The following is a 14,635-nucleotide window of genomic DNA, read 5'->3' on the forward strand; positions in this document are numbered from 1 at the left end:
GCCCGGCCCGTTCGAGCCGGCCATCGAGCCCCGCCGCACACGCGATCGCCCTCCCGGAGACGTCCCGGGAGGGCGGAGCGGTGGGGGAGGGGGGAGGGGGTCAGCCGTTGCGCGGGCCGGGGAAGACCGTCGGCCGTGCCTCCTCGCGGAGGGCGGGGCTGCCCGCCGTCGGCTGCGTCGGCATGGAGCGGGCCGCGGGGACCGTCGGGACCGCGGGGAGGCCGGCGGGCACGTTGACCGTCCGCGTGCCCGACGGCTCCGGCGTGCGGTCCGGCTCGGGTGCGGCCGTCTGGGCCGTGGCGCGGCGGGCGCCGTAACGGCGGTGCACGGCCTGCTTGGTGACGCCGAGTGCGGAGCCCACCGCGTCCCACGAGAAGCCGAGCGAGCGGTCGAAGTCCACGGCCGCGGTGACCAGGGTCTCGACACTGTCCCGCAGCTCCTGGGCGAGGCGTACCGTCGGGGCGGGGGCGCGCCCGTACACGACGAAGCCCGTGGACGGGCCGGAGCGGCGCGGGCGGTAGACGTTGCCCAACTGGGCAGTGAGGGTGCGCAGTGCGTCCACCTGCCGGCGGACCCGCTCGATGTCCCGCACCAGCAAGTGCAGGCTGGCCCGAGCCTGGGCGTCGTGGGTTGCGTGGTCGGCCATGAACAAGCCTCTCGAACCGGCGTTGAAAGGAATGGGCCGCGCTCGCGGCCCTCTGTGGTCAACTGTGTCTTGACCAACGCGGATTCGCTCCCGGGGTCACGGTGTGGGGCGTAGGAGCATCTGCGTGCGCCTGTTTGCGCGGGGCGTGCGCCTCGGTCCGCGGCCCCCGGCGAGGTCTCCCACCCGCCACCGCGCGTATCCGTCGGCGGGTTTCCGCGGTGCGGCTCATAGACTTGGGCGTTGCCCGCACCGACCCCCGCCCGAGAGGCCCCCACCACCCCATGAAGCTGGTCTTCGCCGGTACACCCGAGGTCGCCGTTCCCGCCCTGGACGCTCTTCTCGCCTCCGGGCGGCACGAGGTGGCCGCCGTCGTCACGCGGCCCGACGCACCGGCCGGGCGCGGGCGCAGGCTCGTCGCGTCGCCCGTCGCCGAGCGGGCGGAGGAGGCCGGCATCGAGGTGCTGAAGCCGGCGAAGCCGAGGGACCCGGAGTTCCTGGAGCGGCTGCGCGAGATCGCGCCGGACTGCTGTCCCGTCGTCGCCTACGGCGCCCTGCTGCCCCGGGTCGCCCTCGACATCCCGGCGCACGGCTGGGTCAACCTGCACTTCTCGCTGCTGCCGGCCTGGCGGGGTGCCGCACCCGTGCAGCACGCCATCATGGCCGGGGACGAGATCACCGGGGCGTCGACCTTCCTGATCGAGGAAGGGCTCGACTCCGGCCCGGTGTACGGCACGGTCACCGAGGAGATCCGGCCCACCGACACCAGCGGGGACCTGCTGACGCGGCTCGCCTTCGCCGGGGCCGGGCTGCTCGCGGCGACCATGGACGGCATCGAGGACGGCACGCTGAAGCCCGTCCCGCAGCCGGCCGAGGGCGTCAGCCTGGCGCCGAAGGTCACCGTGGAGGACGCCCACCTCGACTGGCACGCGCCCGCGTTGCGGGTCGACCGGGTGGTGCGGGGCTGCACCCCCGCGCCCGGCGCCTGGACGACGTTCCGCGGGGAGCGGCTCAAGCTGATCCAGGCCGTGCCCGTGCCCGAGCGGACGGACCTCTCCCCGGGGCGGATCGCCGCCGGGAAGAACAACGTGTTCGTCGGCACCGGCTCCTACGCGGTCGAGCTGCTGTGGGTGCAGGCACAGGGCAAGAAGCCGATGCGGGCGGCGGACTGGGCGCGCGGGGTGCGGATCGCCGAGGCGGAGCGGCTCGGGGTCTGAGCCGGCGGGCGGCAGCCCACGCGCTCGGGCCGCCGCCCTCCGGCTGCTGCCCCGCACCCGCGGCGGCGTAGGCTGGACGGCGCACTTCATCTCACCACCGGAGCACCTTTTTCGTGAGCGACCAGCCCCGTCGTCCCCGCCCGTCCGGCAAGACCTACCGCCGGCCCAAGAAGGACCCCGTCCGCATCCTCGCCTTCGAGGCGCTGAGGGCGGTGGACGAGCGGGACGCCTACGCCAACCTCGTGCTGCCGCCCTTGCTGCGCAAGGCGCGGGAGAAGGAGGGGCCCGAGACGTTCGACGCGCGGGACGCGGCGCTCGCCACCGAGCTGGTGTACGGGACGCTGCGACGGCAGGGGACGTACGACGCGGTCCTGTCGAGCTGCGTGGACCGGCCGCTCGGGGAGGTCGACCCGCCGGTGCTGGACGTGCTCAGCCTCGGCGCCCACCAGCTGCTCGGCACCCGGATCCCGACGCACGCGGCGGTGTCCGCCACCGTGGAACTCGCGCGGGTCGTGCTCGGCGACGGGCGCGCCAAGTTCGTCAACGCCGTGCTGCGCAAGGTCGCGCAGCACGATCTGGACGGCTGGCTCGAGCGGGTCGCCCCGCCCTACGACGACGACCCCGAGGACCACCTGGCCGTCGTGCACTCGCACCCGCGCTGGGTCGTCTCCGCGCTGTGGGACTCCCTCGGCGGCGGACGCACCGGCATCGAGGAACTGCTGCGCGCCGACAACGAGCGGCCCGAGGTGACCCTGGTGGCGCGCCCCGGGCGGGCCACCTCCGAGGAGCTGCTCGAAGAGGACGCCGCCGTGCCGGGACGCTGGTCGCCGTACGCCGTGCGGCTGAGCGAGGGCGGGGAGCCGGGCGCCGTCCCGGCCGTGCGGGACGGGCGCGCGGGTGTGCAGGACGAGGGCAGCCAGCTCGTGGCGATCGCCCTCGCCAACGCGCCCCTGGACGGGCCGGACCGGCGCTGGCTGGACGGATGCGCCGGGCCCGGCGGCAAGGCCGCGCTGCTCGCTGCCCTCGCCGCCCAGCGGGGCGCCGCGCTGGTCGCCTCGGAGAAGCAGACCCACCGGGCGGGGCTCGTGGCCAGGGCCCTTGAGGGCAACCCCGGGCCGTACCAGGTGATCGCGGCGGACGGGACCCGGCCGGCGTGGCGGCCCGGCAGCTTCGACCGGGTGCTGGTCGACGTGCCGTGCACCGGCCTGGGCGCCCTGCGGCGGCGCCCCGAGGCGCGCTGGCGGCGCCGCCCGGAGGACCTGGAGGGCTTCGCGCCGCTGCAGCGCGGCCTGCTGCGCACCGCCCTGGAGTCGGTCCGGGTCGGGGGCGTCGTCGGCTACGCGACCTGCTCCCCACACCTCGCCGAGACCCGGGCCGTCGTCGCCGACGTGCTCAAGCAGTTCCCGGACGCCGATCTCCTCGACGCCCGGCCGCTGCTGCCCGGCGTGCCGGAGCTGGGCGAGGGGCCCGACGTCCAGCTGTGGCCGCATCTGCACGGGACTGACGCGATGTACCTGGCGCTCATTCGCCGGACCGGCTGACCCCCGCCGCGACGCCCTTCCGGACGGACCCGCCGCCGTCCTCCCGGGCCAGCCGGTGCGGCCACCACACCTTCGGGCCCACGTCCAGGAACAGCGCGGTCACCAGGATCGAGCGGACGATGAAGGTGTCGATCAGGACGCCGAGGGCGACCGCGAAGCCGATCTCGGCGAAGGCGACCATCGGGAGGGTGCCGAGGGCGGCGAACGTCCCGGCCAGCACCAGGCCGGCGGAGGTGATGACCGCGCCGGTGGCCGCGAGGCCCGTGACGACGCCCGCTCTGGTGCCCTGACGGGTCGCCTCCTCGCGGATGCGGGTGGTCAGGAAGATGTTGTAGTCGATGCCCAGGGCGACCAGGAACACGAACACGAACAGCGGGAAGTCGGTCGCCTCGCCCGCGTAGTCGAAGACGTACCGGAACGCCAGGGCGCTGATGCCCAGGGCCGCCGTGAACGACAGGATCACGGTCCCGATCAGCAGCAGCGGGGCGATCAGGGCGCGCAGCAGGACGCAGAGGATCAGCAGCACGACCACCAGCACCAGCGGGATGATCAGGATGTTGTCGTGCGTGGTCGCCCGGTCCATGTCGAGCAGGGCCGCCGTACCGCCGCCCACCAGGGCGTCGGCGTCCGGCACCGCGTGCACGGCGTCGCGGACGCGCTCCACCGTCTGCTTGGCGGCCTCGCTGTCCGCCGGGGCGGTCATGGTGGCCTCGAAGAGGACCTTGCCCTCGAAGCCCGGTTTCGCCCCGGGAGGCAGGCCGAGGGACTGGGGGACCACGCCCTCGGTCGCGGCGACGGTGCGGCCCACCTGCATCGCCTGGGCCTGGTTGCTGACGATGACCAGGGGATCGCCGCTGCCCGCCGGGAAGTAGCGCGCCGACACCTCCTGGCCGGTGATGGAGTCGGGTTTGCCGGTGAAGGCGTCCGCGTTGCCGATGCCCTCCGCGCGCAGCTGGATCAGGCCCAGCGAACAGACCGCCAGCACCAGAGCCGTCACGGCCCAGGTCGTGCGGGGGCGGCGGGCGATACGGCGGCCCGCGCGCGCCCAGATGCCGCTCTCGGTCGGATCGGGGGAGCCCAGGCGCGGGATCACCGGCCAGAAGATCCACCGGCCGAAGATCACCAGCAGGGCCGGGAACAGGCTCATCATCGCCAGCAGGGCGACCGCGACCCCGATCGCGGCGACCGGGCCCAGGCTGCTGGTCGAGTTCATCTCGGCCCCCAGCAGCACGAGCATGCTCAGCACGACCGTCGCGCCCGAGGCCAGCACCGCGGGGCCCGCGCGGTGCAGCGCCAGGGCCATCGCCTCGTGCCGGTCCTCGTGCCGGCGCAGCTCCTCCCGGTAACGGGCCACCAGCAGCAGGGCGTAGTCCGTGCCCGCGCCGAAGACGAGCACGGTGAGGATGCCGGCGCTCTGGCCGTTGACCGTCAGGGCCCCGTTCTCCGCCAGCAGGTAGATCAGCGCCTGGGCCGTGAAGAGCGCGCAGATCACCCCGAGCAGCGGCACCAGCAGCAGCGTGGGACTGCGGTAGGTGATGAGCAGCATGACGATGACCACGGCCATCGCCGCGAACAGCAGCGTCGAGTCGATGCCCTCGAAGCTCTCCGCGAAGTCCGCCGAGGTACCGCCCGGGCCGGTGACGTGCACGGCCAGCCCGCCGCCGCCCTCGCCGACCACGTCCCGCATCGAGTCCACGGCCGGGGAGATCCGCTCCCAGCCCTTCTCGTCCATGGTGATCGGCACGTAGACCTGCGCCGCCCGCGGATCGGCCTGCCGGTCGAACACCGGACCCCGGGTCTGCCCGCCCAGGATGCCGTGGTCGCGCAACTGCTCGAGCTGCGCGACGTCCTCGGCGATCTCCGCCCGGTCCTGCGCCGTCAGCCCGCTGTCGCGCGCGTAGATCACCACCGCCGGGATCTGCTCCGGCCGGAAGTCCTTGGAGATCTCCAGCACCCGCGTCGACTCGGCGGACCCGGGCAGCCAGGACGCCGCGTCGTTGTCCTGGGCGTCGGTCAGCTTCGTGGCGAACGGGGCCGTCACCAGCAGCACGACCAGCCACAGGGCCAGGACCAGCCACTTCGCCCGCCGTCCGCAGACCAGATGTGCGACGCCGCCTTTCATGGCAACCCCCTCCGCGAAGGAGCCCCCGCACCGGCGCGGGGAACCACGTCACCGGCCGCGCCGGTCGCACGGCCGAACGGAACCGTCCGCCTTCCGGGACCCCGACCGCTCACACGCGGTGCACCGCATAGGCTTGGGCCATGGCCGTGCAGATCAACCCCAGCATCCTGTCCGCCGACTTCGCCCGCCTCGCGGACGAGGCGAAGGCCGTGGAGGGAGCCGACTGGCTCCACGTCGACGTCATGGACAACCATTTCGTCCCGAACCTCACGCTCGGTGTACCGGTCGTGGAGTCGCTCGCCCGTGCGACGGACACTCCGCTGGACTGCCATCTGATGATCGAGGCCCCCGATCGCTGGGCGCCCCAGTACGTGGAGGCGGGGGCCGGTTCCGTCACCTTCCACGTCGAGGCCGCCGCCGCCCCGGTCCGGCTCGCCCGGGAGATCCGCGCCAAGGGCGCCCGCGCCTCCATGGCGCTGAAGCCCGCGACCCCGGTCGAGCCGTACGAGGACCTGCTCCCCGAGCTCGACATGCTCCTGATCATGACGGTCGAACCGGGCTTCGGGGGACAGGCCTTCCTCGACATCATGCTTCCGAAGATTCGCCGCACCCGCGAGTTGATCAGCAAGCACGGACTGGAGCTCTGGCTCCAGGTCGACGGCGGAGTTTCCGCGTCCACCATCGAGCGCTGCGCCGACGCCGGAGCCGACGTCTTCGTGGCCGGATCGGCGGTCTACGGGGCAAACGACCCGGCAGAGGCGGTACGTGCACTACGCACCCAGGCCGAGGCGGCGACGGCGAAGGCCTCCTGGGCCTGCGACCACTGAACCACAGCAAAGTGAACGGCTCTCATCAGGGCTGATCATCCGCGCCGGATCTGCAAGGATGAACGGCGAATCCAGAGTGTGAACAGCAGTGAGGAGATCGCCGTGTCGGGTATGTCGGCGGGCCGGTCAGCCATGCGGATGGGACCCGCTGAGCTGGTGCAGGCGGCGGCCATGGCCCGCCGCTTCTACCTCGAGGGGAAGTCCAAGATCCAGATCGCGGAGGAGTTCGGCGTCAGCCGCTTCAAGGTGGCCCGGGTCCTGGAGACCGCCCTCGAACGGGATCTCGTACGTATCGAGATCCGTGTGCCTGCGGAGCTGGACGCCGAGCGCTCGGACGCGCTGCGCGCCCGCTACGGCCTCAGGCACGCCGTGGTGGTCGAGTCCCCGGCCGAGGCCGAGGAGACACCCGACCCCGAGAACCTGGGAGAAGTGGCCGCCGACCTGCTCGGCGAACTGGTCGACGAAGGAGATGTGCTGGGGCTGGCCTGGGGCCGGTCCACCATCCACATGGCGGCGGCGCTCGACCGGCTGCCTCCGTGCACGGTGGTGCAGCTGACGGGCGTGTACGACGCCGGGACCGCCGAGCGCGGCTCCGTCGAGGCGGTTCGCCGCGCCGCCCAGGTGGCCGGCGGCGACGCCTACCCCATCTACGCGCCGATGCTGCTGCCCGACGCGGCCACGGCCTCGGCCCTGCGCAACCAGACGGGGATCGCGCGGGCCTTCGAGCACTTCGACAAGGTCACCGTCGCCTGTGTCTCCATCGGTTCCTGGGAGCCGGGCATCTCCACGGTGCACGACATGCTCACCGAGGAGGAGCGCGCGCACTACGCCTCCCTCGGTGTCGCCGCCGAGATGTCCGCGCACCTCTTCGACGCCGAGGGCCGCCGCGTCGGACGCGACCTGGGCGAGCGGTGCATCACCGTCAAGGCCGACCAGCTGCGCCGGATCCCCGAGGTCGTCGCGATCGCGGGCGGGCAGCGCAAGGGTCCGGCGATCGACGCGGTGCTGCGCTCCGGGCTCGTCACCAGCCTGGTGACGGACACCTCGGCCGCGGACTACCTCATGACGGCGGGCCCCACGCCGAGGTCCGCGCTCAACCGGGCCGACCCGGACGGGGTCTGACGGGTGGACGGGCGCCGGCGCGGAGTACCGGACGACCCGGCGGGCCGGATCGTGGTCGTTCTGGACCTCGACGGGGTCACGGACAAGGCGGGCCTGATGGGCCGCTGCGCCCGTGACCTGGCCCTGCCCGACTGGTTCGGCCGCAACTGGGACGCGCTCGCCGACTGCCTCTCCGACCCCGGCCTCTGGCCGGAGGGGGCCCGGGACCGGGGGCTCCTGCTCGTCGTCCAGGGGTGGCGGAAGTACGCCGAGACGCGGCCCGAGGAGTGGCAGGTCGCCGAGGAGATCTTCGCCGAGGCGACGGACCGCGGCCCCGGCCTCTTCGTCACCCTCGGCCTTGGAGAATCCTCCGAACAGGGCCCTGACCAGCCTGGATGATCCGCTGGGGGTCAGCCGCGCCCTGGGCATGGGAGAATGAAGTACGTGCTCTTTCCCCCTGGCCGGCCGGTCGGGGGGTCACCTCTGATCGACTGGGATGTGCAGCACGTGCGTTTCCTCAATGACATCCAGCCCGGGTACGACCTGACGTACGACGACGTCTTCATGGTGCCGAGCCGCTCCTCGGTGGGCTCGCGGCAGGCCGTCGACCTCAGCTCCCCGGACGGCACGGGCACCACCATCCCGCTCGTCGTCGCCAACATGACCGCCATCGCCGGGCGCCGCATGGCCGAGACCGTGGCCCGCCGCGGCGGCCTGGTGGTGATACCGCAGGACATCCCGATCGACGTGGTCACCGACGTCGTCTCCTGGGTGAAGAGCCGGCACCTGGTGCTGGACACCCCGATCATCCTGTCCCCGCACCAGACCGTCGCGGACGCCCTGTCGCTGCTGCCGAAGCGGGCGCACAACGCCGGTGTCGTCGTCGACGAGGACCACAGGCCGGTCGGCGTGGTCACCGACTCCGACCTGTCCGGCGTGGACCGCTTCACCCAGCTCGCCGAGGTCATGTCCCGCGACCTGCTGCTCGTCGACGCGGACATGGACCCGGGCGAGGCCTTCGGCACCCTCGACCACGCCAACCGGCGCTACGCCCCGGCCGTGTACCAGGACGGCACGCTCGCCGGCATCCTCACCCGCAAGGGCGCCCTGCGCGCCACCCTCTACACCCCGGCCACCGACGCCCGCGGCAGGCTGCGCATCGCCGCCGCCGTCGGCATCAACGGCGACGTCGCGGGCAAGGCCCAGCAGCTGCTGGACGCGGGCGTCGACACGCTCGTCATCGACACCGCGCACGGCCACCAGGAGTCGATGATCAGCGCCCTGAAGCTGGTGCGCGACCTCGACCCGCAGGTCCCGATCGTCGCGGGCAACGTGGTGGCCGCGGCCGGTGTGCGCGACCTCGTCGAGGCGGGCGCGGACATCGTCAAGGTCGGTGTCGGCCCCGGCGCCATGTGCACGACCCGCATGATGACCGGCGTCGGCCGGCCGCAGTTCTCCGCCGTCCTGGAGTGCGCCGCCGAGGCGAGGAAGTACGGCAAGCACGTGTGGGCCGACGGCGGTGTCCGCCACCCGCGCGACGTGGCCATGGCGCTCGCCGCCGGCGCGTCCAACGTGATGATCGGCTCCTGGTTCGCGGGCACCTACGAGTCCCCCGGCGACCTCCAGCACGACGCCCAGGGCCGCGCCTACAAGGAGTCCTTCGGCATGGCCTCCTCCCGTGCCGTGCGCAACCGCACCTCGGAGGAGTCGGCGTACGACCGGGCCCGCAAGGCGCTGTTCGAGGAGGGCATCTCCACCTCCCGCATGTTCCTCGACCCGGCCCGCCCCGGCGTCGAGGACCTGATCGACTCGATCATCGCGGGCGTCCGCTCCTCCTGCACCTACGCCGGCGCCGGCTCGCTGGAGGAGTTCGCCGAGAAGGCCATCGTCGGCATCCAGAGCGCCGCAGGCTACGCCGAGGGCAAGCCGCTGCACGCCAGCTGGAGCTGACGCACTCCTCGCCCACCCTTGCGAACGGCCTCCGCCGGACCGCTGCGCGGTCGTACGGGGGCCGTTCGGCGTTGTGCGGGCCGCCCCTCGCACGATCCTGCGCGAACCCCTCCGGCGAGGCCGCGTGCAACGGTCGGCACCCACCCCGCAACGAACACCCGCCGAACCCGCGGGAACGCAATGATCTTGCACTCATGCGCAAGGTTGCTGCATTTCGACAGCAACGCCGATGCTCATAGGCTGTCGCCTCGAACGTGGCGTGGCGGGGACTCCGCTCGGTGGGTCCCTGCTCAAGGGTGCCCACGGTCCCCGCCGCCCTGACCGGCAGCGAAAAGGAGCCAGCGCGTGCTCGACCAAGGCGCACCCCCGCAGAACCAAGGCCAGACAGCCGCCCCCGCGTCCCCCGGCACCGGCGCGCGCCTCATGCGCCGCAAGCCGGTGGAACGCCTGGTCGCGGAGGGGGGACAGGGCGAGGGAGGGTCGCTGCGCCGCTCCCTCGGGCTGTGGCAGCTCACCATGATCAGCATCGGTGCCACCCTCGGCACCGGCATCTTCGTGGTCCTCGGCGAGGCCGTCCCCAAGGCGGGCCCGGCGGTCACGCTCTCCTTCGTCATCGCCGGTCTGACCGCCCTGTTCTCGGCCCTGTCCTACGCCGAACTGGCCGGCACCATCCCGGTCTCCGGCTCCTCGTACTCGTATGCATATGCAACGATGGGTGAGCTGATCGCCTGGATCTGCGGCTGGTGCCTGGTCCTGGAGTACGGCGTGTCCGTCGCCGCCGTCGCGGTCGGCTGGGGCGAGTACCTCAACGAACTGCTCGACGGGACCATAGGCGTCACCATCCCGGCCGCCCTGTCCGCCCCGCCCGGCGACGGCGGGGTGTTCAACCTGCCCGCGCTGATCGTCGTCCTGCTGGCGATGGCCTTCCTGCTGGGCGGCGCCCGCGAGTCCGCCCGCGCCAACACGATCATGGTCATCGTGAAGATCGGCGCGCTGGTGCTGTTCTGCGCCATCGGCGTGCAGGGCTTCCGCTCCGGCAACTACGAGAACTTCATGCCGCTCGGCATGGCCGGCGTCAGCGCCGCCGGAGCCACGCTGTTCTTCTCCTACATCGGCTTCGACGCCGCCTCCACCGCCGGCGAGGAGGCGAAGAACGCCCAGCGCGACCTGCCGCGCGCCATCATGCTGTCGCTGGTCATCATCACCGCGCTCTACGTCCTCGTCGCCGCCGTCGCCGTGGGCGCCAAGCCGTGGGAGGGCTTCACCGACTCCGAGGCCGCGCTCGCCCAGATCATGCGCGAGGTCACCGGGCAGACCTTCTGGGGCACCCTGCTGGCGTTCTGCGCCGTCATCGCCATCGCGAGCGTCGTCCTGACCGTCCTCTACGGCCAGACCCGCGTCCTGTTCGCCATGTCCCGCGACGGGCTCGTGCCCAAGGTGTTCGGCAAGGTCCACCCGAAGACCGGCACGCCCCGCGCCAACACCCTGATCGTCTCCCTGTTCTGCGGAGTCCTGGCCGCCGCGATCCCGCTCGGGCAGCTCGCCGACGCCACCAGCATCGGCACCCTGTTCGCCTTCGCGCTGGTCAACGTGGCCGTCGTGGTGCTGCGCCGGACCCAGCCGGACCTGCCCCGCACCTTCCGCGTGCCGCTCTCCCCGCTCATGCCCGCACTGGGCTTCGGCTTCTGCGTCTGGATGATGGGCAGCCTGCCGACCGTGACCTGGGTGGTCTTCGGTGTCTGGATGGCCGCCGGTCTCGTGTTCTACTTCGGGTACGGCTACCGCCGCTCCCGACTGGCACCATCCGAGAAGTGAACGACCCACAGTGCTGAACGATCTCGACGAACGCATCGTGCACGCCCTCGCCGAGGACGCCCGCCGCTCCTACGCCGACATCGGCCACCTCGTCGGCCTGTCCGCGCCCGCCGTGAAGCGGCGCGTGGACCGGCTGCGCGCCACCGGAGCGATCACCGGGTTCACCGTACGGGTGGACCCGGGCGCCCTCGGCTGGGAGACCGAGGGGTTCGTCGAGATCTACTGCCGCGGCAACACCTCCCCGGAGACCATCCAGCGCGGCCTGGAGCGCTACCAGGAGGTCGTGGCCGCGTCCACCGTCACCGGGGACGCGGACGCGATCGCCCAGGTCTTCGCCTCCGACATGCGGCACTTCGAACGGGTCCTGGAGCGCATCGCCGGGGAGCCGTTCGTCGAGCGGACCAAGTCCGTGCTCGTGCTGTCGCCGCTGCTGCGCCGCTTCTCGTCGGGGTCGCCCACCTGAAATCGGCGGCGCGCCGCGCCGACGGGGCCTAGCATCGGTGTCATGACCTGGCGACATTGATCCACCCGCCGTGCCTCCCGAGGACCGCCTCGGACGCCGTACCTCCGGCATCCGACCAGCCCTTCCGGGAAGGCCTCATGACACTCTCACCCGCACGCGTGCCCGCCGCCGGGGTCCGCCGGCTGACCACCACGCTGTACGGCTACGCGTTCCTCGACGACTTCGTCCTGCTCTACCCGGTGTACGCGCTACTGTTCGCCGACACCGGCCTGTCCCTCGGGCAGATCTCCTCCCTGTTCGCCCTGTGGTCGATCACCGCCGTGGTGCTGGAAGTGCCGTCCGGCGCCTGGGCCGACGCCGTGTCGCGCCGCCGGCTGCTGTGGATCGGGCCGCTGCTGACCGCCGCCGGCTTCGCGCTGTGGGTGCTCGTCCCGTCGTACGGGGCCTTCGCGGCCGGCTTCGTCCTGTGGGGCGCGGGCGGCGCCCTCGGCTCCGGCGCGCTGGAGGCGCTGGTGTACGACGAGCTGGACCGGCTCGGCGCCGCGGACCGCTATGCCGGGGTGATGGGCCGGGCCCGCGCCGCGCGGCTCGCCGGAACCGTGGCCTCGATCGGCCTCGCGGGACCCGTCTTCGCCGGGGGAGGGTACGCGGCCGTCGGCGCCGCGAGCTTCCTGGCCTGCGTGCTGACCGCCGCCCTCGCGACCCGGTTCCCGGAGCACCGGGTACGGCCGGAGACCACCGGCGACGGCTGGGCGGCGACCCTGCGGACCGGACTCGCCCAGGCCCGCGGGGACCGCGCGGTGCGCGGCGCCCTGCTGCTGGTCCCGGCCGTGGCCGCGGTGTGGGGCGCGCTCGACGAGTACACCCCGCTGCTGGTCCGGGACATCGGCGTCGACGAGGCGACGGTGCCCTACCTGATCATGCTGATCTGGGCGTGCGCGACCGCGGGCAGCCTCCTGGCGGGACGGGCCGAACGGCTCGGCACGGCCGGCCTCGCCGCCCTGCTCGCGGGCGCCGCGCTCGCCCTGGCCGTGGGAGCCGTGGCCCGTTCCCTGCCCGGTGTCGCCCTCGTCGGCCTCGCCTTCGCCGGGTTCCAGCTGGCCGAGGTGCTCGCCGACGTCCGCCTGCAGCACCGCATCGACGAGTCCCGGCGGGCCACGCTCACCTCCGTGGCGGGCCTGGGCACCGAACTGGTCACCGTCGCCACGTTCGGCGTCTACGCGCTGCTCGGCACGGACCGGGCGCACGGCACCGTCTTCGCGGTGCTGGCGATCCCCTACCTCGTGACCGCGCTGGCCCTGGCTAGAGCTCGGGCCGCCACGGCACGACCGTGAAGTCGCCCGTCCCCTTCCTGACCTTCTCGAAGGGGGCGGAGCTCACGCACTTGGGCGGCTGGTCGCCCTCGGCGGGGCTGCCCGTCGCGGCCCAGCTGTAGCCGAGCCGGTCGTGGCGCCCGAGGTCGTGGACGGTGACGCCGACCCGCCGGCCCTCGGCGCCGGGCAGGTCGGACTCGGTGACGATCCCCGAGACGACGGCCACGCTGCCCCCGGTGACCAGGCAGTCGACCGTCACCTCGGCCCGGGCGCCGAAGTCGTTCAGGTAGTGGCTGAAGGTGAACGTGCCGGTGGCCTTCGACGGGTCGGCCTTGTCCTTCGCGGCCAGATGCGCGTCGAACGAGAACGTGATGTCGTCCCCGGCCGACCGGTACAGCTTGGCCGTGCCGGTGAGGGCCGCGGCCTCCCGCGGCCGGGGCGCGTCCGGGGCCGGCGCGTCCGAGGCCGCGCCGGTGGTGAGCAGTACCAGCGCGAGGCCGAGTACGGCGATCTTCGTACGGCGCTTCATGTCCGTCCTTTCCGCAGGCCGAGTGGACAGCCCTCACTCTCCCGGCCCGGCACGGACCGGGCATCGGGCTCAGGGCGGGCTGCCGCCTCCGCCGCACGGCGGGGCGGACGGCACCGGACCGGGCCTCCGGGAGGACCCGGGCTACGCCTCACGGCGCGCAACGAATCGCCGCCCGGGCGCCGGCGCACGCAACGAACAGTCCACCGGCGCGCAACGGCTCCTCCTTGTCCCCGCTGGTCAGCCGCCCGTACCGTCTACATGGCCCCGCAAAAGGCCCTCCGCCCCCCCTTCCGCCCGGTGAGGAACACGCATGCGCACCGCCCTGCTCCAGAGTTCCGGCAGCCCCGGCTCCACCGTCGAGAACCTCAAGGTGCTCGACGAGGCCGCGGGCCGGGCCGCCGCCGCGGGTGCCGGGCTGCTCGTCACGCCGGAGATGTTCCTGACCGGGTACGCCATCGGCGACGGGATCGGCCGGCTCGCCGAGCCCGCCGACGGCGACTGCGCCGACGCGGTCGCCGAGACCGCGACCCGCCACGGCCTGGCGATCGCCTACGGCTACCCCGAGCGGTCCGGCGACGCCGTCTTCAACTCCGCCCAGCTGATCTCCGCCGACGGCACCCGGCTCGCCAACTACCGCAAGACCCACCTCTTCGGCTGCTTCGAGCGCGACCACTTCACGCCGGGCGACCAGCCGGTCGTGCAGACCGAGATCGGCGGTCTGCGCGTCGGCGTCGTGATCTGCTACGACGTCGAGTTCCCGGAGAACGTCCGCGCCCACGCCCTTGCCGGCACCGACCTGCTGGTCGTCCCGACCGCGCAGATGCACCCGTTCCAGTTCGTCCCGGAGTCGGTGATCCCGGTGCGGGCCTTCGAGAACCAGATGTACGTCGCGTACGTCAACCGGGTCGGCAGGGAAGGCGAGTTCGAGTTCGTGGGGCTGTCCACGCTCGCCGGCCCCGACGGGGTCGCCCGGACCCGGGCCGGGCGCGGTGAGGAACTCGTCCTCGCCGACGCCGACCCGGAGTTCCTCGCCGCCTCCCGCGAGGCCAACCCGTATCTGCGCGACCGGCGGCCCGGCCTCTACGGGCCGCTCGTCTGAACCCCCCTTCCTGAA

Annotated in this window: 13 protein-coding genes; 10 read left to right on the top strand and 3 right to left on the bottom strand. The window is 73.1% G+C overall.

The window, feature by feature from the left end; all coding sequences use genetic code 11:
- Positions 1–100: 100 nt before the first annotated feature.
- Positions 101–646, bottom strand: coding sequence for a hypothetical protein (locus ABZY20_RS28830; RefSeq protein WP_356445099.1), 546 nt, complete (start codon positions 644–646; stop codon positions 101–103).
- Between the two features lie 281 nt (positions 647–927).
- Here ABZY20_RS28830 and fmt point away from each other — a divergent pair, with 281 nt between their 5' ends.
- Positions 928–1,860: a methionyl-tRNA formyltransferase gene (gene fmt / locus ABZY20_RS28835; RefSeq protein ID WP_356445101.1), complete on the top strand. Its 933-nt coding sequence runs from the start codon at positions 928–930 to the stop codon at positions 1,858–1,860.
- 113 nt (positions 1,861–1,973) lie between these two features.
- Complete coding sequence (locus ABZY20_RS28840; RefSeq protein ID WP_356445103.1) at positions 1,974–3,401, top strand: transcription antitermination factor NusB; 1,428 nt, start codon at positions 1,974–1,976, stop codon at positions 3,399–3,401.
- Here the strand turns inward: ABZY20_RS28840 and ABZY20_RS28845 are convergent.
- Positions 3,382–5,523 (bottom strand): MMPL family transporter, encoded by a 2,142-nt coding sequence (locus ABZY20_RS28845; protein ID WP_356445104.1) that lies wholly within the window; start codon positions 5,521–5,523, stop codon positions 3,382–3,384. The genes ABZY20_RS28840 and ABZY20_RS28845 overlap by 20 nt on opposite strands.
- Before the next feature lie 140 nt (positions 5,524–5,663).
- Between ABZY20_RS28845 and rpe the strand changes: the two genes are divergently transcribed.
- The 7 genes from rpe to ABZY20_RS28880 all read left to right on the top strand — a co-directional run bounded on the left by rpe (position 5,664) and on the right by ABZY20_RS28880 (position 13,013).
- Complete coding sequence (rpe, locus tag ABZY20_RS28850; RefSeq protein WP_356445106.1) at positions 5,664–6,350, top strand: ribulose-phosphate 3-epimerase; 687 nt, start codon at positions 5,664–5,666, stop codon at positions 6,348–6,350.
- 78 nt (positions 6,351–6,428) lie between these two features.
- Positions 6,429–7,472 carry a sugar-binding domain-containing protein gene (locus ABZY20_RS28855; protein ID WP_356445108.1) on the top strand — a complete coding sequence of 348 codons (1,044 nt, stop codon included), beginning with the start codon at positions 6,429–6,431 and terminating at the stop codon, positions 7,470–7,472.
- A gap of 3 nt (positions 7,473–7,475) precedes the next feature.
- Entirely contained in the window at positions 7,476–7,850 is a 375-nt protein-coding gene (locus tag ABZY20_RS28860; RefSeq protein ID WP_356445110.1) for a barstar family protein, read from the top strand.
- 108 nt (positions 7,851–7,958) lie between these two features.
- On the top strand, positions 7,959–9,401 hold the full coding sequence (locus ABZY20_RS28865; RefSeq protein ID WP_356445112.1) for a GuaB1 family IMP dehydrogenase-related protein: 1,443 nt from the start codon (positions 7,959–7,961) through the stop codon (positions 9,399–9,401).
- 345 nt (positions 9,402–9,746) lie between these two features.
- Complete coding sequence (locus tag ABZY20_RS28870) at positions 9,747–11,216, top strand: amino acid permease (protein ID WP_356445114.1); 1,470 nt, start codon at positions 9,747–9,749, stop codon at positions 11,214–11,216.
- 10 nt (positions 11,217–11,226) lie between these two features.
- Positions 11,227–11,679 carry an Lrp/AsnC family transcriptional regulator gene (locus tag ABZY20_RS28875; RefSeq protein WP_031116678.1) on the top strand — a complete coding sequence of 151 codons (453 nt, stop codon included), beginning with the start codon at positions 11,227–11,229 and terminating at the stop codon, positions 11,677–11,679.
- Positions 11,680–11,816: 137 nt separating this feature from the next.
- Positions 11,817–13,013, top strand: coding sequence for an MFS transporter (locus ABZY20_RS28880; RefSeq protein WP_356445116.1), 1,197 nt, complete (start codon positions 11,817–11,819; stop codon positions 13,011–13,013).
- Here the strand turns inward: ABZY20_RS28880 and ABZY20_RS28885 are convergent.
- Positions 12,982–13,521 carry a Repetin gene (locus ABZY20_RS28885; protein ID WP_356445118.1) on the bottom strand — a complete coding sequence of 180 codons (540 nt, stop codon included), beginning with the start codon at positions 13,519–13,521 and terminating at the stop codon, positions 12,982–12,984. The two genes, ABZY20_RS28880 and ABZY20_RS28885, sit on opposite strands and share 32 nt — an antisense overlap.
- A 310-nt stretch (positions 13,522–13,831) precedes the next feature.
- Here ABZY20_RS28885 and ABZY20_RS28890 point away from each other — a divergent pair, with 310 nt between their 5' ends.
- A complete protein-coding gene (locus tag ABZY20_RS28890) occupies positions 13,832–14,620 on the top strand; it encodes a carbon-nitrogen hydrolase family protein (RefSeq protein ID WP_356445120.1) in 789 nt (262 codons plus the stop codon).
- The last annotated feature ends 15 nt before the right edge of the window (positions 14,621–14,635 follow it).

It is taken from the genome of Streptomyces sp. NPDC006624 (assembly GCF_040611555.1).
In the GTDB taxonomy this organism is placed as follows: Bacteria; Actinomycetota; Actinomycetes; order Streptomycetales; family Streptomycetaceae; genus Streptomyces.

Bases quoted from the DNA above. Each gene is read 5' to 3' on its own strand.
- rpe (WP_356445106.1), top strand. From the start codon at position 5,664: ATGGCCGTGCAGATCAACCCCAGCATCCTGTCCGCCGACTTCGCCCGC.
- fmt (WP_356445101.1), top strand. From the start codon at position 928: ATGAAGCTGGTCTTCGCCGGTACACCCGAGGTCGCCGTTCCCGCCCTG.
- ABZY20_RS28885 (WP_356445118.1), bottom strand. From the start codon at position 13,521: ATGAAGCGCCGTACGAAGATCGCCGTACTCGGCCTCGCGCTGGTACTG.
- ABZY20_RS28890 (WP_356445120.1), top strand. From the start codon at position 13,832: ATGCGCACCGCCCTGCTCCAGAGTTCCGGCAGCCCCGGCTCCACCGTC.
- ABZY20_RS28845 (WP_356445104.1), bottom strand. From the start codon at position 5,523: ATGAAAGGCGGCGTCGCACATCTGGTCTGCGGACGGCGGGCGAAGTGG.
- ABZY20_RS28830 (WP_356445099.1), bottom strand. From the start codon at position 646: ATGGCCGACCACGCAACCCACGACGCCCAGGCTCGGGCCAGCCTGCAC.
- ABZY20_RS28880 (WP_356445116.1), top strand. From the start codon at position 11,817: ATGACACTCTCACCCGCACGCGTGCCCGCCGCCGGGGTCCGCCGGCTG.